The 22,484-nt window shown below is 65.1% G+C and carries 21 protein-coding genes and 1 tRNA gene; 14 read left to right on the forward strand and 8 right to left on the reverse strand.

Annotated features, from left to right (window positions below):
• Positions 1-262 precede the first annotated feature (262 nt).
• Positions 263-339, reverse strand: a tRNA-Pro gene (locus GGQ64_RS05650).
• A gap of 158 nt (positions 340-497) precedes the next feature.
• Here GGQ64_RS05650 and GGQ64_RS05655 point away from each other — a divergent pair.
• From GGQ64_RS05655 to GGQ64_RS05670, 4 genes are all read left to right on the forward strand, one after another.
• On the forward strand, positions 498-1,055 hold the full coding sequence (locus GGQ64_RS05655; RefSeq protein ID WP_183800899.1) for an MgtC/SapB family protein: 558 nt from the start codon (positions 498-500) through the stop codon (positions 1,053-1,055).
• Between the two features lie 223 nt (positions 1,056-1,278).
• A complete protein-coding gene (locus tag GGQ64_RS05660; RefSeq protein ID WP_343059422.1) occupies positions 1,279-3,018 on the forward strand; it encodes a type I secretion system permease/ATPase in 1,740 nt (579 codons plus the stop codon).
• Between the two features lie 56 nt (positions 3,019-3,074).
• Positions 3,075-4,382: an HlyD family type I secretion periplasmic adaptor subunit gene (locus GGQ64_RS05665; RefSeq protein ID WP_183800345.1), complete on the forward strand. Its 1,308-nt coding sequence runs from the start codon at positions 3,075-3,077 to the stop codon at positions 4,380-4,382.
• A gap of 105 nt (positions 4,383-4,487) precedes the next feature.
• A complete protein-coding gene (locus GGQ64_RS05670; protein ID WP_183800347.1) occupies positions 4,488-5,447 on the forward strand; it encodes a bile acid:sodium symporter in 960 nt (319 codons plus the stop codon).
• 308 nt (positions 5,448-5,755) lie between these two features.
• Here the strand turns inward: GGQ64_RS05670 and GGQ64_RS05675 are convergent, their stop codons facing one another.
• Complete coding sequence (locus GGQ64_RS05675; RefSeq protein ID WP_183800350.1) at positions 5,756-6,478, reverse strand: DUF1194 domain-containing protein; 723 nt, start codon at positions 6,476-6,478, stop codon at positions 5,756-5,758.
• A gap of 159 nt (positions 6,479-6,637) precedes the next feature.
• Here GGQ64_RS05675 and GGQ64_RS05680 point away from each other — a divergent pair, with 159 nt between their 5' ends.
• The gene (locus GGQ64_RS05680) at positions 6,638-8,560 is read left to right on the forward strand and encodes a BTAD domain-containing putative transcriptional regulator (RefSeq protein ID WP_210300155.1); all 1,923 of its coding nucleotides are present in this window, start codon (positions 6,638-6,640) and stop codon (positions 8,558-8,560) included.
• Positions 8,561-8,749: 189 nt separating this feature from the next.
• Positions 8,750-10,141, forward strand: a complete 1,392-nt coding sequence (locus GGQ64_RS28055) for a calcium-binding protein (RefSeq protein ID WP_183800357.1) — start codon at positions 8,750-8,752, stop codon at positions 10,139-10,141.
• 115 nt (positions 10,142-10,256) lie between these two features.
• Here GGQ64_RS28055 and GGQ64_RS05690 read toward each other — a convergent pair whose 3' ends face one another.
• From GGQ64_RS05690 to GGQ64_RS27560, 5 genes are all read right to left on the reverse strand, one after another.
• Entirely contained in the window at positions 10,257-11,549 is a 1,293-nt protein-coding gene (locus GGQ64_RS05690) for a serine hydrolase (protein ID WP_210300156.1), read from the reverse strand.
• A 42-nt stretch (positions 11,550-11,591) separates the two neighbouring features.
• Entirely contained in the window at positions 11,592-13,070 is a 1,479-nt protein-coding gene (gene cysN, locus GGQ64_RS05695) for a sulfate adenylyltransferase subunit CysN (protein WP_183800359.1), read from the reverse strand.
• Position 13,071: 1 nt separating this feature from the next.
• Positions 13,072-14,025 (reverse strand): sulfate adenylyltransferase subunit CysD, encoded by a 954-nt coding sequence (gene cysD, locus GGQ64_RS05700; RefSeq protein WP_183800362.1) that lies wholly within the window; start codon positions 14,023-14,025, stop codon positions 13,072-13,074.
• 44 nt (positions 14,026-14,069) lie between these two features.
• Positions 14,070-14,819, reverse strand: coding sequence for a phosphoadenylyl-sulfate reductase (locus GGQ64_RS05705; RefSeq protein WP_183800365.1), 750 nt, complete (start codon positions 14,817-14,819; stop codon positions 14,070-14,072).
• Positions 14,820-14,935: 116 nt separating this feature from the next.
• Entirely contained in the window at positions 14,936-15,274 is a 339-nt protein-coding gene (locus GGQ64_RS27560; RefSeq protein ID WP_210300157.1) for a hypothetical protein, read from the reverse strand.
• Between the two features lie 59 nt (positions 15,275-15,333).
• On the opposite strand from GGQ64_RS27560, the gene GGQ64_RS05710 reads away from it, so the two are divergent.
• The 8 genes from GGQ64_RS05710 to GGQ64_RS05745 all read left to right on the forward strand — a co-directional run bounded on the left by GGQ64_RS05710 (position 15,334) and on the right by GGQ64_RS05745 (position 20,797).
• Positions 15,334-16,353, forward strand: coding sequence for a sulfate ABC transporter substrate-binding protein (locus GGQ64_RS05710; RefSeq protein ID WP_183800368.1), 1,020 nt, complete (start codon positions 15,334-15,336; stop codon positions 16,351-16,353).
• A 23-nt stretch (positions 16,354-16,376) separates the two neighbouring features.
• A complete protein-coding gene (gene cysT, locus GGQ64_RS05715; protein WP_183800370.1) occupies positions 16,377-17,237 on the forward strand; it encodes a sulfate ABC transporter permease subunit CysT in 861 nt (286 codons plus the stop codon).
• Positions 17,227-18,081, forward strand: a complete 855-nt coding sequence (cysW, locus tag GGQ64_RS05720) for a sulfate ABC transporter permease subunit CysW (protein ID WP_183800373.1) — start codon at positions 17,227-17,229, stop codon at positions 18,079-18,081. Before cysT ends, cysW begins: the two co-directional genes overlap by 11 nt.
• A 16-nt stretch (positions 18,082-18,097) precedes the next feature.
• Positions 18,098-19,129, forward strand: coding sequence for a sulfate/molybdate ABC transporter ATP-binding protein (locus GGQ64_RS05725; RefSeq protein WP_183800376.1), 1,032 nt, complete (start codon positions 18,098-18,100; stop codon positions 19,127-19,129).
• A gap of 149 nt (positions 19,130-19,278) precedes the next feature.
• Complete coding sequence (locus tag GGQ64_RS05730) at positions 19,279-19,662, forward strand: DUF6152 family protein (protein WP_183800379.1); 384 nt, start codon at positions 19,279-19,281, stop codon at positions 19,660-19,662.
• Between the two features lie 4 nt (positions 19,663-19,666).
• On the forward strand, positions 19,667-20,137 hold the full coding sequence (locus GGQ64_RS05735; protein WP_183800382.1) for a DUF6644 family protein: 471 nt from the start codon (positions 19,667-19,669) through the stop codon (positions 20,135-20,137).
• 88 nt (positions 20,138-20,225) lie between these two features.
• Positions 20,226-20,498 (forward strand): YlcI/YnfO family protein, encoded by a 273-nt coding sequence (locus GGQ64_RS05740; RefSeq protein ID WP_183800386.1) that lies wholly within the window; start codon positions 20,226-20,228, stop codon positions 20,496-20,498.
• Positions 20,498-20,797: a type II toxin-antitoxin system RelE/ParE family toxin gene (locus GGQ64_RS05745; RefSeq protein WP_183800389.1), complete on the forward strand. Its 300-nt coding sequence runs from the start codon at positions 20,498-20,500 to the stop codon at positions 20,795-20,797. Before GGQ64_RS05740 ends, GGQ64_RS05745 begins: the two co-directional genes overlap by 1 nt.
• 18 nt (positions 20,798-20,815) lie before the next feature.
• On the opposite strand, the gene betA is transcribed toward GGQ64_RS05745, so the two are convergent.
• Positions 20,816-22,468 (reverse strand): choline dehydrogenase, encoded by a 1,653-nt coding sequence (betA, locus tag GGQ64_RS05750; protein ID WP_183800392.1) that lies wholly within the window; start codon positions 22,466-22,468, stop codon positions 20,816-20,818.
• Positions 22,469-22,484 lie beyond the last annotated feature (16 nt).

Consider the following 22,484-nt stretch of genomic DNA (forward strand, 5'->3'; position numbering starts at 1 on the left):
GTCGCGCAAAAGTGTGCAGCGGTCTTGCGACTACGACATGCGCAAAATCAAAGGCCTAAAGCGCAGGAGCGAATCTGAAAGATCGCGACGCGCTTTAGAAAAGAGGATCACGCCATGTCACCTGAACTGCCGATGTTTCTCATGCAATGCGCCGCACTGCTCCTGCTCGCAGGAGCCTTCTGCATCCGCGGCGCGGGCGACTAGCGCCACCGGATAGACACGTCCAGAAACGAAAAAAGCCCGGAGATCCGGGCTTTTCGGCTGGTCGGAGTGGAGTGATTCGAACACTCGACCCCCTCGTCCCGAACGAGGTGCGCTACCAGGCTGCGCTACACTCCGTGACCAGCGGCGTCCGTATAGAACAGGGTTACGGTTTCGACAAGCGGAAAAAATCAAAAAAAATTCACACGCCGACCCGCGGGCCAGTCCACGGGCCGGGGCGTGGATGCCATGCGGGCGCGGGCGGAACTTCCACCGGGCGCGCGCGTTTGTCGGGCATGCAAGCGATCCTCGACGACATCTTCATGACGACCGAGTTGCCGCTGGCGGTGATCGTCGCCCGGCTGACCGGCGCCATCCTGCTCGGCGCGCTGGTCGGCTTCGAGCGGGAAACGCGCAATCACCCCGCCGGGTTGCGCACGCATATCCTTGTCAGCCTCGCCGCCGCGGTCATCGCCGTCATCTCCGTCGAGATGGTGCACCTGCATCATCTTGACGACCAGCAGGTGCGCATCGACCCCCTGCGCGTCGTCGAGGCGGTGACTTCCGGCGTCGCTTTTCTTGCCGCCGGCATGATCATCTTCTCGCAAGGGAAGGTGAGGAACCTAACCACCGGGGCCGGAATGTGGCTTTCCGGCGGCGTCGGGTTGTCGGTCGGGCTCGGATACTGGGCGATCGCCGCCTTCTCAACCCTTGCCTGTCTCGTCGTTCTCAATATACTTGGACGGCTGGTAACGGACGATGCGGGGGCGCAGGAAGAGGCAGCGGACGAAGCCGGCACGCAACCGGCGGCAGGGGAGCCCATTTCCGGGGCAGACGAGGCAAAACGGGTTTAGCCGTGTCGAATTGAACGACATGGTAGAATTTTGCTTTAGATGTCTCTAAAATGCCCTTTTACCGCCATTTTGTACTTTTGATTTGTGAATAATACCGATCGTATATCGTCTTTACTCTGAGACGACACGCCTGCCTTGTCTGCGGCCGCCCTGACGGACCGACGTGGCAGGTTTTTCGTGTTTTGATGTTCGATGCCGACTATCGGTGGAAAGAGGGCAAAACGTGGCAATTTCTGCTGGCAATGGCGGTGCGGACGAACTTCGCGCCGCACTGAAGGGGAGCGCCCAGGCGTTTCTCGCGATGGGGTTCTTCAGCTTCTTCGTCAATCTCCTGGTCCTGACCGGACCGCTCTTCATGCTCCAGATCTACGATCGCGTGCTCGCGTCGCGGTCTGAAGCGACACTGGTGGCGCTGACCGGCCTGATCGTCGGCCTCTTTGCCATCATGGGCGTGCTCGACCATATCCGTGCCCGCCTCGCAGCCCGCGTCGGCGCGAAGTTCCAGGCGCGGTTCGACAAGCGCGTCTTCAACGCCGTGCTCGACCGCACCGGCCTCAACGCCCGCGGCATCTCCACGCTGACCGGCATGCGCGACCTCGACGCGATCCAGAAGGTGCTGTCGTCGCCTGCAGTCTTCACCGTCTTCGACATTCCCTGGACGCCGTTCTTCCTCTTCGTCATCTTCATGTTCCATCCCTGGATGGGCCTGCTCGGCGTCGCCGGCGGCCTGGTCCTGGTGGCGCTCACCTGGCTGAACCAGAACGGCACCAAGGGCGACCAGGAACGCGCCATGGTGGCCGGCCGCCAGAGCGACGAGATGACCCAGACGCTGCAGAAGGAAAGCGACACCGTGCGGGCGCTCGGCATGCGCCGCTCGGTCGCCGCCCGCTGGCAGGTGCTGCGCGACCGCGCGCTCGAGGCCAATATCCGCTACAGCGACAGCAACGGCTTCTACGCCATCTCGTCCAAGACCTTCCGCGTCTTCCTGCAGTCGGCGATCCTGGCGCTCGGCGCCTATCTCGTGCTGCAGAACGAGATCTCGGCCGGCGCCATGATCGCAAGCTCGATCATCATCGGCCGCGCGCTCGCCCCGATCGAGGGCGCCATCGGCCAGTGGTCGCTGGTCCAGCGCGCCTTCCAGGGCTGGAGGCAGCTTTCGGAACTGCTGTCCAAGGTGCCGGAGGAGGAGAGCCGCACCGCGCTGCCCAAGCCGCGCGCGATCCTCGAGCTCAACCAGGTCACCGCCATCCCGCCGGGCGAGAAGGTCGCCACCCTGCGCATGCTGAGCCTGGAGCTCGGCCCCGGCCAGGCGCTCGGCGTCATCGGCCAGAGCGCCTCGGGCAAGTCGACGCTGGCGCGCATCCTCACCGGCATCTGGCCGCCGGCCGGCGGCAACGCCCGCCTCGACGGCGCCTCGCTGGAGCAGTACGGCTTCGACGGGCTCGCCGAACATGTCGGCTACCTGCCGCAGGACGTCGTGCTGTTCGAAGGGACGGTCGCCGAGAACATCGCCCGCATGCAGGTCAATCCGGATGCGGAGAAGGTCGTGGCTGCGGCGAAGAAGGCCGGCGCCCATGACATGATCCTGCGCCTGCCGGACGGCTACGACACCCGCCTGCCGGCCAACGGCGGCCGACTTTCGGGCGGCCAGAAGCAGCGCGTCGGCCTCGCCCGCGCGCTCTTCGGCGATCCCGTGCTGGTCGTGCTCGACGAGCCGAACTCCAACCTCGATGCCGAAGGCTCGATGGCGCTGAACCTCGCCATCCGCAACCTCAAGGCCGAGGACAAGTCCGTCGTGATCATGGCGCACCGCCCGGCCGCGATCGAGGAATGCGACCTCATTCTCATCCTCGAGAACGGCCAGCGCCTCGCCTTCGGCCCGCGTGACGAAGTGCTGCGCGCGCACCTGCGCAACCATGCCCAGGTCGTCTCCGGCACCGGCACCGCCGGCAGCAACAAGTAGGACGCCTGACGGCACCAGACGGAACACGCCGGCGGAACAGGCCGGAGGAAACAGGAATGAGTACCATGAACAAGACCTGGAGCGGTCGCAACTACGCTCTCATCGGCTACACCACGGTGTTCCTGCTGCTCGGCGGCATGGCATCGTGGGCGGCCCTGACGAGGATCAACGGCGCGGTCGTGGCAAGCGGCATCATCGAAGTGGCGAGCAATCGCCAGGTCGTGCAGCACCTAACAGGCGGCGTCGTCGGCAAGATCAACGTGCACGAAGGCGACCGGGTGAATGCCGGCGACGTGCTGATGCGCCTCGACGACACCTTCGACCAGTCCGAGCTCGCCGTCATCGAAAGCCAGCTCTACAGCCTGATGGGCACCGCCGCGCGCCTGATCGCCGAGCAGGACGAGAAGCCGGAGATCAACTTCGATCCGGAGATGATCGAGCGCGCCAAGTCCGATCCGGAAGTAGCCGAGATCATCGACGGCCAGACGCGGTTGATGAAGGCGCGCCGCGAAACCCGCGACAAGCAGATCGGCCAGCTGACCGAGCGCAAGAACCAGATCGGCAAGCAGAACGAGGGTCTCGACAGCCGCATCGCCGCCCTGGAGACCCAGCTGAAGCTGATCAGCCAGGAGCTCGACGCTCAGAACAAGCTCTTGAAGCAGTCGCTGACCAATGCCAGCCGCGTGCTGCAACTGCAGCGCGAGGAGGCGGAGATCTCCGGCACGATCAGCCAGGCGAAGTCGAGCATCGCCGAGAACGCCGGCAAGGTCGCCGAGATCGAGCTTGCGATCCTCAACGTCGATTCCGACATGCGCGAGGAGGCGACCACGTCGCTGCGCGAGATCGAGGCCAAGATCGCCGAGCTGAAGGAAAACCGCACGGCCAAGCACGAGACGCTGAGCCGCATGGACATCACCGCCCCGGTCCCGGGCGTGGTGCTCGGCATGCAGGTGCATGCGCTGCGCTCGGTCATCAAGCCGGCCGATGCGCTGATGTTCATCATCCCGCAGGAAAACGACCTCGTCATCAAGACCCAGATCTCGCCGACCCAGATCGACCAGGTCCATATCGGCCAGGTGGCCCACATCCGCTTCGGCGCTTTCGACCACCGCTCGACGCCGGAAATCTTCGGCCATGTGACAAAGGTGGCGGCCGACGTGCTGCAGGACCAGCGCACCGGTGCGACCTATTACCAGGCGGAGATCAAGCCGGATGCCGGCGAGATGCTGAAGCTCGGTGAGGACAAGCACGTGATGCCCGGCATGCCGGTCGAGACCTTCATCCAGACCGCCGAGCGCTCGCCGATGGAATATCTGATCAAGCCGCTGGCCGACTATTTCGCCAAGGCGTTCCGCGAGCGATAGTTTCTGTCGTCAGAGATCGATCGGACGCAATTTTGTGACATTTTCGATTGAAACCTCCGTCCCGCGGGCGTACTGCGGGGCGGATTTTTCGTTTTGGAGACTGTTGTGAAAGCCATCGCATCCCTTTCCGCCTTCGTCGGAAAGACATTCGCCCTCTGGGTCATCCTCTTCGCCGTTCTCGGCTTCGTCCTCCCCGACACGTTCAAGCAACTGACGCCGTACATCGTCACGCTCCTCGGCGTCATCATGTTCGGCATGGGCCTGACGTTGTCGCTCGACGATTTCCGCGAGGTCGCACGCCGCCCGGTGGACGTCGGCATCGGCGTCGTTTCGCAGTTCGTCATCATGCCGGGGGTCGCAGTGATCCTGACGATGCTGATCCCGATGTCGCCGGAGGTGGCTGCAGGCGTCATTCTCGTCGGCTGCTGCCCCGGTGGCACATCCAGCAACGTCATGACCTACCTTTCGAAGGGCGACGTTGCGCTGAGCGTCGCCTGCACGAGCGTTACCACGCTGGCAGCCCCCCTCGTGACGCCGTTCCTCGTCTGGCTGTTTGCCAGCCAGTACCTGCCGGTGGATGCCATGGCGATGCTGATCAGCATCATCAAGGTCGTGCTGTTGCCGCTGGCGCTGGGCTTCGCCTTGCAGAAGTTGGTGCCCGGCATCGTCACCGCGGCGGTCCCGGCGTTGCCGCTCGTCAGCGTCGTCGGCATCGTCCTGATCGTCGCCGCCGTCGTCGGCGCCAGCAAGGCCGCGATCGCCAGCACCGGCTTTCTGATCTTCCTCGTCGTCGTCCTGCACAACGGCATCGGCTACCTTCTGGGCTATCTCGCCGCGAAGGTCAGCGGACTTTCCGTCGCCAAGCGCAAGGCGATCGCGATCGAGGTCGGCATGCAGAACAGCGGCCTGGGGGCTGCCCTGGCCAACGCGCATTTCTCTCCGGTCGCAGCTGTCCCAAGCGCCATCTTCAGCGTCTGGCACAACATTTCCGGCGCCTTGATCGCCAACTACTTCGCTCGCGTGCCGAACGAAGAGACCGGTGACGAGGCGCTGGCCACGCGCTGACCGCCGGCGATCTCCACGATCCCGCAAACAGGCGCGAAAGCCCGGCGCCTGACATGAGAGAAGGCCCTCGCGCACCATGAGGCGCGGGGGCCTTTCTGCTGCCTTGCCGGCAGGTCTGAAAGCGGCCCGCCGCGGAACAATCGGCCCGGTCGCCCGTTCACTCCCCAGCGTATCTGCAAAAGCCAGCGTATCTGCAAAAGGAGAACATCATGGCTCGGGCACTGATCTTGTGGTTGATGGGCGTTCCGCTCTTCGTCGTGCTTCTGATCTGGTATTTCTTTTTCTGAGCCAGACAAGGCGCCGGACCGTCAACGCGGCCGGCGCCGACCCACCACGGCGGCAACCGTCTGCGGTGACAGTTCGCGCACCAGCTTCTTCCTGAACGCTGCCGCAAAATCGCGCACACTCCTGACATCCATCACGAACGAGCCAACGCCGACGATCACGGACTTTGTAAAATAGTCGGCGAGGTCCGGCACCTCGTCCGATACGGTCAGGGCATTGACGGTAACGCCCATTTCGCGCGCCCGCCGACGCGCGACCGGCAGCGACGCCACCTGTCGCCGCTTGGGCGCGATCGTCTCCCGACCGTCACCCGAAAGGTTGATCAGCGTTCGGGCCGCGCAGATTCTGGGATCGGCCAGCATGTCCAGCGCATTCCATATCCCGCTGCCGATATCGGTGTTGCCGAAGACGTTGCGCGGCGTCCGCTCGATTTCGCTGGCGAAAGCATCCAGGCCGAACCCGCTCCGCACCACGTGCCACTCGAGTTTCTGCGACGCGAATTCACCGTCGCCCCAGAAGACTGCCGAGAGCGCCACGGTGCCCGCCGCCTCCAGCGCATGCCGCACCTCGGCGCTGCGCAATGCCGCCGCAATTCCGCCCTTCTGGAAGGCGAACTCGTCGTCGGTGATGCTGCCGGATCCATCGACGGCCAGCACGAGCGCGATATCGACGCAAGGAGCTGCAAGGGCAGCCGGTGCGCCTGCCACGACCAGTGCGGCGATCATCCCCGAAAGCGTCCTGATCAATGCCCGAACCTCCGCCCCCGCGTTCAGATTGGAACGGTTTCGGACTATGTCAGCTTGCCGCTTTTGCGCCGTTATATTAGCGTTACATTGAAGGCCGGGGATCAGGTTTTCTGCGAGGTTCTGTTGGGCTTTTCGCTGCGCTTGTATGGCCGGTTCCAATTGCTCGCCCCGAATGGCGAAAATATCGCCATACCGTCACGCAAGCACCGTGTCCTGATCGCCATGCTGGCGCTGGCCGGCGGCAAGCCCGTCCCGCGCTCCAGGCTCGCCGGTCTGCTGTGGCCCGAGCAGAGCGAGGAGCATGCGAGGAACAGCCTCAGGCAGGCCCTTTTCGCCATCCGGCACGCCGTCGAGGGCCACGGCCCATCGCCTGTCGTGATCGACCACGCTTCCGGCTGGATAGAGAAGGGGGCGCTTGCAAGCGACGCCGACGCCCTGGCCGAGGCGGCCGCGACGGGGTGGCTGGATCTTTCCGGCGACAGCTATGACGGCGAGTTCCTGGAAGGCCTGAGCTTCCAGGACGAGGCCCTCGATACATGGCTACACATCGAACGCGATCGCCACCGCGACCGTCTGATCGACTGCCTGACGGGTTTTGCCGCGGCGATGGAGAAGGCCGGCGACGCCGGGCAGGCGCTGGCTGCGGCCCGCTGCACCTTGCTGCACGATCCCTATCACGAGCCCGCCCACCGCGTCATCCTGCGCGGCCATCTCGAACGCGGCGAGCGCGCCCGCGCCTTGCGCCACTGCGACACGCTGCAGGCGCTGCTGGAGAGCGGCCTCGGCGTTTCGATGGACGCGGAGACGAGGAGGCTCGTGGACCACGTCCGCGGCGAGACTGGCGGCGCCCCGGACAGCCGCCCGGCTCCGGACCACCCAGCCCCGGACGGCCGGCCGGCGCAGAACAGGCCGCGGGTCGCCGTCCTGCCGATGGTCAATCTCTCCCGCAACGAAGCCCTCGACGGCGTCTCAGAGACGCTGACGCGGCGGATGATCGCCGAACTGGGGCGGTTCTCGCCCATATCCGTGGTCGCCGCGGCGACGATGCTGGCGCTGAGGGCAAAGGATCTCACGATCGAGGAGATCGGCCGCCGCGTGAACGCCGCCTACGTGGTGGAACTGTCGTATGAAGCCGCTCAACAGGGCGGGGCGGTGCTGGTGCAACTGGCCTCCGTGGACAGCGGCACGCAGATCTGGAGCCGGCGATACCCGGCAACCGCTCTCGATGCGCCAGACGGGCAGGACAGGCTGATCCGCGCCATCGTCGGCAGCCTGTACCAGATCCTGATGTGGCACGCCGCCGGCGACGCCGATGCCGAGCCGCGGGACAATGCCGGCTCCGAGCAGATCTACCTGCAGGTGTTCTACCACATCCAGCGGCCGACGAGGGCGGGGATGGAGCTGACGCGCCGGCTGTGCGACCGGTTGCTGCTGGCCGATCCGCGCCATGTACTCGTCCGCGAGAGCCTGGCCTGGACCAATTTCCATTGCGCCTTCAACGGCTGGACCGATGATCCGCAGGAGGCCTTCCGGCAGGCGCGCGACATGGTACTCGCCGGCCTCAGGCTGAACGACCGGGAGCCCTACCTGCTGAGCGCCCTCGGCCTTGCGCAGACCTACCTGGGCGACAGCCGCGCCGGGCTCGATGCGCTCCGCCGCGCCGTCGACCTCAATCCCAACGATGCCGAATTCCATACCTGGCTCGGCACGGGCCTGACCTGCGCGGGCAGGATCGAGGAGGCGCATGCGGCATTCGACCTGGCCGACCAGACCAACCCGGACTATCATCCAGTGTTTCTCTTCCGCGCCGATGCCCATCTGTCGGCCGGCGAATTCGAGCGGGCGATCGCGGGCCTGGACCGTTTCCTCGCAGTCCTGCCGGAATATCACTGGGCCCGCCTGCTGCGGGCTGCGGCGCACGGCGCCCTGGGGGAAGCGGAAACGGCGCGGGCCGGCGTCGACCATGTCCGCCAGACGGTGCCGTCTCTCGATGGCCGATACCTCCGGCGTCTCCTCCTGGCCCGCGAGGCGGGCTACCGCGACTGGCTGACGGAGCGCCTCGGCGCGGCAGGACTTCCATAACGGGCCGGGCGCGCGGCGCCCGTACCTGTTGCTGCCCCTCTCCCTGTCCCGCCAACACACAGCTTCGTCCGCTGAAGGTAACCGGCGGCCCCGCCCGATCTGGCGGGTTGATCGCCTGACGCGTGCCGTTAACCTGCGCCCGTGCAAGGACACTCGCCCTCCGATTCCCCCAGTGCGAAGGAAATCACAATGCCCACCTTGAGCAATGGCAGCGAGCTTGATGTCTGGGAAGACGTCAACAACGAGAGCCCCGACGCGATCCTTTTCCGTATCACCGGGAGCGACGGTGACGTCCTCGGGCCGGTCGGCGCCGTCTCGGACTTTCCGTTCGGCGGGATCGACATCGCCTCGATCGACGTCTTCGACGGTTTCTTCACCCTGACCACCTTCACCAATGACGGCCGGACCCAGATGTTCACGACGGTGGACACGGTCGTCTTCGACAACGAAGGCAACTACATCCGCACCCTGTCCGCCCGGGCGGCCTACCGCTCGACCGAGATCCTGTCGGTGACCGCCGAAAGTCCCGACGACATCACGGTGGCCTGGCAAGGCGCCACCGAATATTTCGGCGGCGAAAACACCCAGTACGGCAGGCATGAGATCATCGTGGAAGACGGTGTGCTCCAGCCCGACACCTTCGTCAATCACGCGCCGATCACCACCGACATGAGCTTCACCCTCTCGCCGGGACAGTCCCTGGACGACGTCGCCTTTGCCGCAACCGATGCCGATTACGACCTGTTGTCCTTCGTCGTCGTCGACGGCCCGGACCATGGGACGCTGTCGCAGGAGACGCGATTCGAGGAAGGCCACTACCCCTTTCCGCAAGGCCATTACTTCGACAGCCTCCATTATCACCACTTCCTGAGCGGCAATCTCTTCGACTATGCCGCCGAAGCGGGCTTCACCGGCACCGACACCTTCACCATCTACGCCACCGACGGCCAGGCCAGCAGCAGTCTCGCCACCATCACCATCACCGTGGTGCCGCCCGCAGAACCGATCACCCTCACCGGTGCGAAGGACGTCGTCAGCTACGAGGCCTACGATCATGCCGTTCTGGTTGCGGCCCTGGCCGGCAACGACCGGATCAGGGGCAGCGCCTTCGACGACACGCTGGAAGGCGGGGCGGGCCAAGATCGCCTGCGCGGCGGCGCCGGCAACGATACCCTCGACGGCGGCAAGGGCGAAGATTTCGTGAGCGGCGGCAAGGGCGACGACGTCCTGGATGGCGGAACCGGCCGCGACGTTCTGGTCGGCGGAAAGGGCAGCGATGCCTTCGTCTTCGACACAAGGCCCGGCCGCGGCAATGTCGACTGGATCACGGACTTTTCCTCCGGAAGCGACGAGATCCGGCTGGACAGCGCCGTCTTCACAGGCATCGCCACAGGCGCCCTCGATCCGGAGGCCTTCGTCAAGGGCAGGGCAGCCCTCGATGCCGACGACCGCATCATCTACCACAAGTCCTCAGGCCGGCTGATGTTCGACGCGGACGGAACGGGCGACGCGGATGCCGTGACGTTTGCGATGCTGACCCCGCGCACGTCCGTGGCAGCCGACGACTTCAGCTTCGTCTGACCAGGCCCGACCACAGGCTGTCGCTGACCATCTGGCGGGCATGACGGCGGGTTCGCGCCGTCAGCCGCAATTGCGCGTGCTGGCCGCATCCCGCGGAAACGGTTGGCCGCAGTGGTCAGGACGGACGTGGCGTGGGTATCGGAACGTCCGCGGCCTTGTCGTCGGCCCAGGTCGTGATCGCGTGCACCTGCCCTGGGATCTGATCCCGCAGATAGGTTTCATGACCCGGCAGGCCCATCGGATAGAGAGCGTCCCGGCTCGCCTCGTAAGCCGCGCTCTGGTCGGTGCAGAGGCGGACGCGCATGTCCTGCGGCGCGACGTCGGTCCGGTTTCGCAGATTGTCCACGAGCCCCGCACCGGCAGACAGGCGGCCTTCGAAGGCCTGCGTCAGATATTGCGCGGATCGTTCGTTGCGTTCGCGTTCCGTGGTCGCGCCCAGGATGACGACCATAATGCGCTTTCCATTGCGCGTGGCAAGCCCGACGAAGTTTCGTCCGGATGCGCACAGAAAGCCGGTCTTCATTCCGATGGTGCCGCCGAAGCGGGTCAACAGCAGGTTGTTGGACTTGATTTCCTTGCCGTCGATCGTGACTGCCGACGCCAGGAAGAAGCGCCGGTACTCGGGAAACTGTCGGTCCACTTCCAGTCCGAGGATCGCGAGATCGCGTGCGGTCGAATAGGTGTTCCGGTCGAACAGGCCGTTCGGACTGGAGAAATGGGTGCCCGTAAGACCGAGGCGCGCTGCCGTGTCGTTCATTCGCCGGACGAAGGACGCCTCGTCGGTGGACACGGTCTCTGCAAGCGCTACGGCGACGTCGTTCGCCGATGCGGTGATCAGGGCATAGAGCGAATCTTCGAGCGTCATCGCGCGGCCGACGGTCAGGCCGGACTCCAGAAATGCCTGTTTCATCGCGGCGCGGCTCATGGTGACCGGCGTAGCCAAGGTCACCTCGCCGGATCGAAGTGCTTCGAACACCACGAGTGCCGTCATCAGCTTGGTCGTCGAGGCCGGATACCACTGCACCGCGGCATCCTCCTGATAGAGCACCTGACGGCTGTCGGCGTCCACGACGAGCACAGGCGTTGCATTCGCCGGCACCCACGCAAAGAGGGATGCGGTCAATACCAGCCCTTTTAACGCTCGTCCGGCCATGCGGGTTTTCGCCATGTGTCGATCTCCGAAAGGAAGACGTCCTAATGCCACGATGCTTCCTTGGAACACAAGCACCTGCTGCGGTCTGATCGTGTCAGGCGAGCGAAGAGGTGCCGCCCGCTCGCTCCGCACGGTCCGCCGAAATTGGGCGCCGTTCGGAGCTCGACCCGACCGGATGCTCGTTACTCCCGGCCGAAAAAAAACCGCTCGCAGCGTTTGCGCTGCAAGCGGTTCCTTGTCGATGCGATCCTGCACGTGCCGGTAAAGGCCCCGCTCGTTCGTTCCGGAATGCCCCGTTCACTCGTCCAGGTCGGCGAGGATCTCGGCGGCGCGGCCGGCGTTGGTGTGGCGCACCTCGGCGTCGTGGCGGCGGCTTGCGAAGATCTCGGTCGCCATCAGCCTGTCCGCAAGATCGGCCGGCAGCGACAGGATCACCCGCTCGTCGCCCTTGTGGATGCCGCCGAGTTCGGAATGCCGCCCGGTGATCATCCCGCCCGCAACGGTGTTGTGCGTGTCGGGGTCGATCAGGATGAAGGCGCCGGTCGTGCGGTTCTGCTCGTAGGTGTCGAAGACCGCCTGCTCGTCGAAGGACAGCGCCACCTTGCCGATGGCGTTCATCGCAAGCTTGTCGGTTGCGGTCCAGTTGCCGTTCTTCAGGTCGAGCTGGCTTGCCGGTGCGACGCTGACGCGCTGGCGTCGGCTGCCGCTCTTCAGCCAGTAGCGCTTGCCCGGCTCAATCCCGTCCGGCTGCAGGGCGACGAGCTGGGCGTCGAAGCTGCGGCCGGTCATCGGCTGGCTGTCGATCGAGACGATCATGTCGCCGCGGGAGACGTCGACCTGGCGGTCGAGGACGAGTGTGATCGCGTCGCCGCCGACCGCGGCATTGCGCACGAGGTCGAAGGTGACGATCTGCTTGACGTTGGCGACCATGCCGGAAGGAAGCACGACGACGCTGTCGCCGGGCTTCACCGCGCCGCCGGCAACCGTGCCCTGGTAGCCGCGGAAGCTCTCGCCCGGACGCGAGACGCGCTGGACCGGCAGGCGGAAGCCGACCGTCTGGTTGGAGCGGGCGGTCGCCTTCTCCAGCGTCTCGACCAGCGTCGGTCCCTCGTACCACGGCATCGAGGCGCGGCCGTCATAGACGACGTTCTCGCCCTTCAGCGCCGAGACCGGGATCGCGGTGATCTGCTTGACGCCGAGCGACAGCGCCAGTTCCTTGAACTCGTGGCTGATCTCGTCGAACCGGGCGCGGTCGTAGCCGGTCAGGTCGATCTTGTTGACGGCGAGCACGAACTGGCGAATGCCCATCAGGGTGGCGATGGTGGCATGCCGGCGCGTCTGCTCGAGAATGCCGGTGCGGGCATCGACGAGGAGCACGGCGAGGTCGGCGGTCGACGCACCCGTCGCCATGTTGCGGGTATATTGCTCGTGGCCGGGCGTGTCGGCGACGATGAAGGAGCGACGATCCGTCGAGAAATAGCGATAGGCGACGTCGATGGTGATGCCCTGCTCGCGCTCGGCCTGCAGGCCGTCGAGCAAAAGCGCGAAATCGGGCAGGCCGAGGTCGTTCTGCTTGCCGGAGGAATCGCGCTGCAGCGTTGCCGCCTGGTCTTCCTTGACTGCCTTGGTATCCCAGAGCAGGCGGCCGATCAGCGTCGACTTGCCGTCATCCACGCTGCCGCAGGTGATCAGCCGCAGCGGCCGCGTATCGCGCGTGACGCGTTCGGTCTCGACGGCCGGGAAGGCGCTGACGGTTGCAGTTGCCGATGCGGTCATTTTAGAAATACCCTTCACGCTTCTTCTTTTCCATGGAGCCGGACTGGTCGCGGTCGATCGCGCGGCCCTGGCGTTCGGAGACGGTTGCGGTTTCCAGCTCCGAGATGATGTCGTCCAGCGTCGTGGCAGCGGACCGGATCGCGCCGGTCAGCGGGAAGCAGCCGAGCGTGCGGAAGCGGATCAGGCCCTCCTGTTTCGTCTCGCCGGGAAGAAGCTCCAGCCGCGGGTCCTCGGCCAGGATCATCATGCCGTCGCGCTCGACATACGGGCGCTTCTCGGCAAAGTAGAGCGGCACGATCGGGATGTTCTCGGCCTGGATGTAGCGCCAGATGTCGACTTCGGTCCAGTTAGACAGCGGGAAGGCGCGCACGCTCTCGCCGCGGCTGATCATGCCGTTGTAGATGTTCCACAGTTCCGGGCGCTGGTTGCGCGGGTCCCAGCGATGGTCCGGCGTGCGGAACGAATAGATCCGCTCCTTGGCGCGCGAGGCTTCCTCGTCGCGGCGCGCGCCGCCGAAGGCTGCGTCGTACTTGCCCGCGTCGAGCGCGTGGCGCAGCGCTTCGGTCTTCATGATGTCGGTGTAGCGGGCCGAGCCGTGCGTGAACGGCGTGACGTTCTCGGCCGCACCGCGCGGGTTGATGTGCTCGATCAGGTCGAGGTCATAGCGCTTCACGATCTCGTCGCGGAAGGAGATCATCTCGGCGAACTTCCAGCCGGTGTTGACGTGCAGCAGCGGGAAGGGGATGCGGCCGGGATGGAAGGCCTTGCGGGCGAGATGCAGCAGGACCGACGAATCCTTGCCAATCGAATAGAGCATCACCGGCCGTTCGAATTCGGCGGCGACCTCGCGGAAGATGTGGATGGCCTCGTTTTCGAGCGCCTTGAGATGGGGATCGAGCGGCGGCTTGGATGCTGCAGCACCCTTGGCTTCCGCCTCGTTGCGGGAATCGGACATTCTCTGACGGTCTCCGGAAATCTGTTCGGCCGGGGGAAGGGGCCTTAGAGCGAACTTGAATTGAGCGAAGGTATGGCGGCGTCGGGAACGTGGAGACCGCATTCGCGCTTCTCGTCGTTCTCCCACCACCAGCGGCCGGCGCGCTCGGGCTCGCCCGGCTTGATGGCACGGGTGCAGGGCTCGCAGCCGATCGAGGGATAACCGCGCGCATGCAGCGGGTTCACCGGCACGGCGTTGTCGGCCACGTAGGCGTTTATCGTATCGAGATCCCAGTCGGCAAGCGGGTTCACCTTGATCAGGTTGCGCTCGGCGTCGTACTCGGCAAACGGCGTTTCCGCCCGGTTGCCCGACTGGCCGCGGCGCAGGCCGGTGATCCAGAAGGATGCCCCTTCGAGTGCGCGCGCAAGCGGCTTGAGCTTGCGCGCGCCACAACAGGCGTGCCGCGCTTCGACGCTCTCATAGAAGCCGTTGAGGCCGTACTGGGCGATATAGGCGTCCAGGTCGTCCTTCTGCGGGTGGTAGCGGACGATCTCGATGCCGAAGCGTTCCTCGGTCTCGCCGATCAGGTCCGCCGTCTCCTTGAAAAGGCGGCCGGTCTCGAGCGTCGAGACGTCGATCGGCAGGCGGTTCAGGCCGATCTCGGCGGTGATCACCTGGTCCTCGATGCCGAGGCTGGTGGTGAAGACCGTGCGGCCGCCGAGGCTGGCGACGAGCGCAAGCCGCGCTGCCAGGTCGAGTTCGGCAAGTTGTTCGTTGAGCGTCCTGGCGGCGCTGTGTTCCGTCACTGCAGTCATGGAAAAAGACCCTGTCCAAAGTTGCCCGGATTATCGCAGCCGGGCCCCGGGGCGGACAGGAAAACGGATTTCCATTCGTTCTGGCTTAGAGCAAATATCTCTCCATCTCGCGCCGATCAAAGAATTCCTGCCGCCTCGCCGTCGGGGCCGGCCGCCGGGGGGAAGCGGTTTCCCGGCCCTCCATCGGCGCCATCGAGGCTTCGGCCGAAGCGATGCACCGGCTTCCGCAAGCGCGATTTCTGCCCTAAGGTGGCGGCGTTCGTGCCGCGGCAGAGCGCGTTCTGCAGGCCGGGAGGCGGTGGAAAACCCCGATCCGACCGGTCGGATCGACGCCGGTCGCGTTTCGTGTTGTGGCGTTTTTGCGGCAGAAGCATGTCGCCGGGCCCCCCGGTCATGGGAACGGTTTTGCCGTCCCGAGCGTCGCAGGGAACCACTTTTGCAAAGTCCGCCTTCAATGTTGACTCACTCTACTAACTAGATAGAGTTTGTTCACGAACCGAAGAGGGAGTGGAAAATGTCCATTATTTCCAAACGCTTGAGTGCAGTCGTCCTGGGCCTTGGCCTGGCCGCCGGCAGCCTCACCGCCGCCTGGGCGGAAACGACGCTGCTGAACGTGTCCTACGATCCGACCCGTGAGCTCTACAAGCAATACAACGCCGCCTTTGCCACCCACTGGAAGGCCGAGACCGGCGAAGACGTCTCGATCCAGCAGTCGCACGGCGGTTCCGGCAAGCAGGCCCGCTCCGTCATCGACGGCCTGGAGGCCGACGTTGTCACCCTGGCGCTCGAGGCCGATATCGACGCCATTGCCGAGCACTCCAAGAAGATCCCGGAAAACTGGCGCACGCTGCTGCCGAACAAGTCGACGCCCTATTCGTCGACGATCGTCTTCCTCGTTCGCAAGGGCAATCCCAAGGGCGTCAAGGACTGGGGCGACCTGATCAAGGACGACATCCAGGTCATCACGCCGAACCCGAAGACCTCGGGCGGCGCGCGCTGGAACTTCCTCGCTGCCTGGGCCTGGGCCGACAAGGAGTTCGGTGGCGACAAGGCCAAGGTGACCGAATACGTCACCACGCTCTTCAAGCACGTACCGGTCCTCGACACCGGCGCGCGTGGCTCCACCACCACCTTCGTCGAGCGCGGCATCGGCGACGTACTGCTGGCCTGGGAGAACGAGGCCTGGCTGGCGCTCGAGGAACTCGGCCCGGAGGAGTTCGAGATCGTCGCGCCGTCGATCTCGGTCTACGCCGAGCCGCCCGTCGCAGTGGTGAAGGGCAATGTTGAGGCCAAGGGCACGGAAAAGCTTGCCAACGCCTACCTCGAGTATCTCTATAGCAAGGACGGCCAGAATCTCGCGGCCAAGAACTTCTATCGCCCATCGGATCCGTCCATCGTCGATCCGGCGCTGCTCGAGAAGTTTCCGAAGCTGGAGCTCGTGACGATCGAGGACTTTGGCGGATGGAAGAAGGCGCAGCCCGAGTTCTTCGGGGATGGCGGAATCTTCGATCAGGTCTATAAGCCCGGGAACTGATACCGAGGAGCACTGACAACGACATGACATCCGCCCGCAGCGCTGCGCGGTGGCATTGGAAAAACCCGAGCGTCATTCCAGGATTCGGACTGACGCTCGGGTTTACGCTTGCCTACCTGACGCTCATCATTCTCATTCCGCTGGCGGCTCTCGCCTGGCGTTCCGCTTCTCTCGGGTGGTCCGATTTTCTCCGCCTCGTTCTCGATCCCCGCACGCTGGCGGCACTCAGGATCTCGTTTTCGACCGCGCTGATCGCCGCCGTCGTCAACGTCGTCTTCGGCGTCGTCGCCGCCTGGGTTCTGGTGCGCTACAATTTCCCCGGCCGCCGCATCGTCGATGCGGTCGTCGACCTGCCGTTCGCCATCCCGACCGCCGTCGCCGGTATTGCGCTCACCGCGATCTATGCGCCGAACGGCATGATCGGCAGCCTGCTCGCGCCCCTTGGCATCAAGGTGGCCTATTCGCCGCTCGGCATCGTCGTGGCGCTGATCGCGATCGGCCTGCCCTTCGTCGTGCGCACGGTGCAGCCGGTGATGCAGGAGATCAGCCAGGAGGTCGAGGAGGCCGCGGCCTCTCTCGGCGCCAGCCGCTTCCAGACGATCTTCCGGGTCATCCTGCCGGGCCTGACGCCGGCGATCCTCACCGGCTTTTCGCTCGCGCTCGCCCGCGGCATCGGCGAATACGGCTCCGTCATCTTCATCGCCGGTAACATCCCCTTCGTCTCGGAGATCGCCCCGCTGCTGATCGTCATCCGGCTGGAGGAATTCGACTATGGCGCGGCGACGGTGATCGCCACCGTCATGCTGATCATTTCCTTCCTGATGCTGTTCCTCATCAATTTCATCCAGGCCTGGAGCAGGCGGAGGTTCGGCTATGAGCAATGAGCGCTTCAAGAACCCGATCACCGAAAGCGCGCCCGTCCGCTGGGCGCTGATCGCAGCCGTTCTCGCCTTCCTCGCCCTCTTCGTCCTCACGCCGCTGGTGATCGTCTTCACCGAGGCCTTCAGCAAGGGCTGGGAGGAATATATTCTGGCCCTGCAGGAGCCCGACGCGGTCAAGGCGATCAGGCTGACGCTGCTGGTCGCCGCCATCGCCGTTCCCGCAAACCTTCTCTTCGGCCTTGCCGCCTCCTGGGCGATCGCCAAGTTCGAGTTTCGCGGAAAGTCCTTCCTGATCACGCTGATCGACCTGCCGTTCTCGGTTTCCCCGGTCATCTCCGGCCTGGTCTACGTGCTGCTGTTCGGCGCCAATTCGGTGCTGGGCCCGATCCTGAAGTCGCATGGCCTGCAGATCGTCTTTGCCGTGCCCGGCATCGTGCTGGCGACGATCTTCGTCACCTTCCCCTTCGTCGCCCGCGAACTGATCCCGCTGATGCAGGACCAGGGGACCGGCGACGAGGAGGCGGCGATCTCGCTCGGCGCCAACGGCTGGCAGGCCTTCTGGTACGTCACCGTGCCGAACATCAAGTGGGCGCTTCTGTATGGCGTGCTGCTCTGCAATGCCCGCGCCATGGGCGAGTTCGGCGCCGTCTCGGTCGTTTCCGGGCATATCCGCGGGCTGACCAACACCATGCCGCTGCATGTCGAGATCCTCTATAACGACTATAACGTGGTCGGCGCCTTCGCCGTCGCCTCGCTCCTGGCGCTCTTGGCGCTGCTGACGCTCGTGCTTCGCACAATTCTAGAAACGCGCTACGGTTCCGAGCTGTCGGCCGGCCAGAAACACTGAGAAGAACAGACCGCACATGGAAATTCGCGTTGAAAAGATCCGCAAGGAATTCGACCTCTACCCCGCTTTGCACGACGTCTCGCTGAAGATCGAATCGGGCGAACTGATCGCCCTGCTCGGTCCCTCCGGCTCGGGCAAGACGACGCTGCTGCGGCTGATCGCCGGCCTCGAGCAGCCGACACAGGGCCGCATCTTCTTCGGCAACGAGGACGCCTCCTACCGGTCCGTCCAGGAGCGCAATGTCGGCTTCGTGTTCCAGCACTATGCCCTGTTCCGCCACATGAGCGTGCTCGACAACGTCGCCTTCGGCCTGAAGGTGCGCCCGAAGGGGCAGCGCCCGCCCAAGGCCGAGATCCGTCGCCGCGCGCTGGAGCTTCTGGAGATGGTGCAGCTCAACGGCCTGGAAAAGCGCTTCCCCAGCCAGCTTTCCGGCGGCCAGCGCCAGCGCGTGGCGCTCGCCCGCGCCATGGCGATCGAGCCGAAGGTGCTGCTGCTCGACGAGCCGTTCGGTGCGCTCGACGCCAAGGTGCGCAAGGAACTGCGCCGCTGGCTGCGCGACTTCCACGATCGCACCGGCCATACGACGGTGTTCGTCACCCACGACCAGGAAGAGGCGCTGGAGCTCGCCGACCGCGTCGTGGTCATGAGCCAGGGAAAGATCGAGCAAGTCGGCTCGTCGGACGACGTCTACGACCGCCCGAACTCGCCCTTCGTCTTTTCCTTCATCGGCGAAAGCGCCAGCCTGCCGGTCAAGGTCGAGGGCGGCGTGGTGCATTTCCACGGCGCGCCGACCGGGTTGACGGCGCAGCGCGACGGCGAGGCGCGCCTGTTCTTCCGGCCGCAGGACGTCTCCCTGATCGAGGAGGGGCCGGGCATGACCGGACCCGTCACCTCCAGCCGCCGCCTCGCCGGCACCCGAATTGCCGAGATCGAGCTCGGCTCCCCCGAGAAGCCCTGTCACGTCGAGGTCGAGGTGCCGCTGGAAGCGTCCGCGTCGAACGGCTCTATCCTGTCCTTCCGCCCGACGCGCTGGAAGCTCTTCTACTGACCCCGGCCATCGCCCCCGGCCGCGCCGGCCCGGGGCGATGGACTGGCCGCCCGCGCACCAAACGTTCAAGCAATGGTGATCCGTCTCGCCTTCGCGGACGTGTACGCTACCTTCGTTTTCACCTGCCACCGAAACGGAAGGAATGCGTCATGCGTACATCGATCGGCATGCTTGCCGCGGCGGCCGCTGGCGTGGCGTTCGCCGCCACCGCCGCCCTTGCCCATCACGGCTGGAGCTGGGCCGAGGAGGAGCAATCCGAACTGACGGGAGTCGTCCGCACGGTGACGATCGCCCCGCCCCATCCTTCGCTTCAGGTCGAGACGCAAGGCGACGGCCTGTGGAAGATCGAGCTCGGCAATCCGCGCCAGACCCAGCGCGCCGGCTTCGTCGAGGGCTCCGCCAAGCCGGGCGACGAAGTCGTCGTGCTCGGCAACCGCTCGCTCGACCAGAGCGAGAAGCGGATGAAGGCCGTGCGCATCACCGTCAACGGCACGGTATTCGACATCTATCCCGATCGGATCCGGATGAACTAGCGGCATGGAGGCGCTCGACTGGCTTTCGACAACAGGGCTCGCAATCTCGCTGAAGGCCTCCGGCACGCTCTACCTGTTCGTCAATGCCGCGCATATCCTGTCGATCGGCACGCTGTTCGGCGCGATCCTCGCCCTCGACCTGAGGATACTCGGCCTCGGAAGGTCGCTGCCGCTTGCAGCGGTCGCGCCGTATCTTTCGCGCCTGGCGGCCGTGGGCCTGGCGCTCGCCGCCGTCACCGGCCTCTGTCTCTTTTCCGTCCGCCCGGCGGAATATGCCGGCAACCCGGCATTCCTCGCCAAGCTCGGCCTGATCGCGCTCGGCCTCGCCAATGTCGCAGCCGTCCATCTCGGATCCGGCTGGAAGACAGTGCTGGCCGGCGGGACGCCGGATACTGCGCTCCGCCTGGGCGCCACTGTCTCGATTCTCGTCTGGCTCGCCGCCGTCGTGGCCGGCCGATGGATCGGCTTTCTGTAGGGCCGGATTTTGGTCTTCCGGGCCTTGCTTGATCGCGGCTTTGATTGCGGGTAAATTGCATCGCAATTGCAACGCACGAGGTGCCGCCATGAAGACCGCCACCATCCCGTCGCTCCGCGTCGACCCGGAACTGCGCGCAGCCGCCGAAAGCGTGCTGGAGGAGGGCGAAACGCTGTCGGCCTTCGTCGAAAACTCGCTCCGCCGACAGATCGATTACCGCCGGACGCAAGCCGAGTTCATTGCGCGGGGGCTGGCATCCAGGGAAGAGGCCAAGAGGACCGGTGAATACTACAGCGCGGAATTCGTCCTGGCCGAGCTGAAGGAAATGCTGGACGAAGCCATGGCCAAAGACGAAACCTGATGGCATACACGGTCCGCTTGACGCGCAGGGCCCGGGAAAACATCCAGCGGCTGTATCGATATCTTCTTCTCAGGGACAAGCATGCCGCAAGGCGGGCGTTTTCCACGCTTGAGAAGGGCATCGCCTCTATTGGAGAGTTCCCGTTCAGCTACAGAAAGACCTCCCCCGAGCAGGCCTTCCTTCGGGAGATGCTGATCCCCTTTGGCGACTCTGGCTATGTCGTCCTCTATGAAGTGGAGGAGGGTGAGATTGTCACCATACTCGCCGTCCGCCACCAGCGCGAAGACGACTACCACTGATCACCGCTGCGCGCCCGTTCACCTGTCGCTCGTCTCCCAGCGCGGGTTGATCCACGGTTCCTGGTTGGAGCGGGGCAGGGGCTGGCGCCCGAGGATATGGTCGGCGGCCTTTTCGCCGGTCATGATCGATGGGCCGTTGAGGTTGCCGTAGGTGACGTGCGGGAAGATCGACGAGTCGGCGACGCGAAGGCCGTCGACGCCGATGACTTTCGTTTCCGGATCGACCACAGCCATCGGATCGTTCCGGTCGCCCATCCGGCAGGTGCCGCTGGGGTGATAGGCGCTTTCGAGGTGCTCGCGCAGGAAAGCATCGATCTGCTCGTCGGTCTGGACGCCTTCGCCCGGCTGGATCTCGGGACCGCGATAGTGGTCGAAGGCCTTCTGGCCGAAGATCTCGCGCGTCAGCCGCACGCAGTGGCGGAATTTCTCCCAGTCCTCCGGATGGCGCATGTAGTTGAAGCGGATCACCGGGTCGGCCATCGGATCGGCCGACTTGAGCGTAACATTGCCGCGCGACTTCGACAGGTTGTAGCCGACATGCACTTGGAAGCCGTGGCTCTTCGCCGCCGCCTTGCCGTCATAGGAGATCGCCACGGGCAGGAAGTGATACTGGATATCCGGCTGCTTGACGCCGGGGGCGGAGCGCAGGAAGGCGCAGGCCTCGAACTGGTTGGAGGCGCCGAGCCCGCCATTGGACACAAGCCATTGCGCGCCCGCCACCCCCTGCCAGAACCATGGCAGCCAGGAATAGAGCGATACCGGCTTGGTCGAGACCTGCTGGAAATAGAACTCCATGTGGTCCTGCAGGTTGGCGCCGACGCCCGGCCGGTCCACCTTCACCGCGATGCCCATATCCTTCAGGTGCTGCGCCGGACCGATACCCGACAGCATCAGGAGCTTCGGCGAATTGAACGAGGAGGCCGAGACGATCACCTCGCGATTGGCGCGGACCACCTCGATCTTGCCCTTGCGCTCGATCTCCACGCCTATGGCGCGGCCGTTCTCGATCACGATCCTGCGGGCGAAGCAGCGCACGAGTTCGACATTCGGTCGTTTCAGCGCCGGCTTGAGATAGGCGTTGGCCGCCGACCAGCGCCGGCCGTTGTGGACGGTTTGCTCCATCAGCCCGAAGCCTTCCTGCTTGGAGCCGTTGTAGTCGTCGGTGAGTTCGAAGCCCGCCTCCTTGCCCGCCTCGATGAAGGCACGGAACAGCGGGTTCTTCACCGGCCCGCGCCGGACGTGCAGCGGCCCGTCGGTGCCGCGCCAGCCCTCCTCGCCGCCGTGGCTGTGTTCCATGCGCTTGTAATAGGGCAGCACGTCCGCATAGGCCCAGCCGCGCGCCCCGAGCGCCTCCCAGCGGTTGAAGTCCTCCGCATGGCCGCGCACGTAGACGAGCCCGTTGATGGAGGACGACCCGCCGATCACTTTGCCTCTGGGGGCCGTGATCCGCCGGTTGTTCAGGTTCGGCTCCGGCTCCGAGAGATACCCCCAGTTGTAGCGCTTCATGCTCATCGGCCAGGCAAGGGCCGCCGGCATCTGGATGAACGGCCCGAAGTCCGACCCGCCGTACTCCAGCACCATGACCGTGTTCTTGCCATCCTCGGAGAGGCGATAGGCCAGCGCCGAGCCGGCCGAGCCGGAGCCGATGATGATGTAGTCTGCCTGCTGCATTGTGCTGCCCCTTTAA

Source organism: Mycoplana azooxidifex (assembly GCF_014196765.1).
GTDB classification, from domain to species: domain Bacteria; phylum Pseudomonadota; class Alphaproteobacteria; order Rhizobiales; family Rhizobiaceae; genus Mycoplana; species Mycoplana azooxidifex.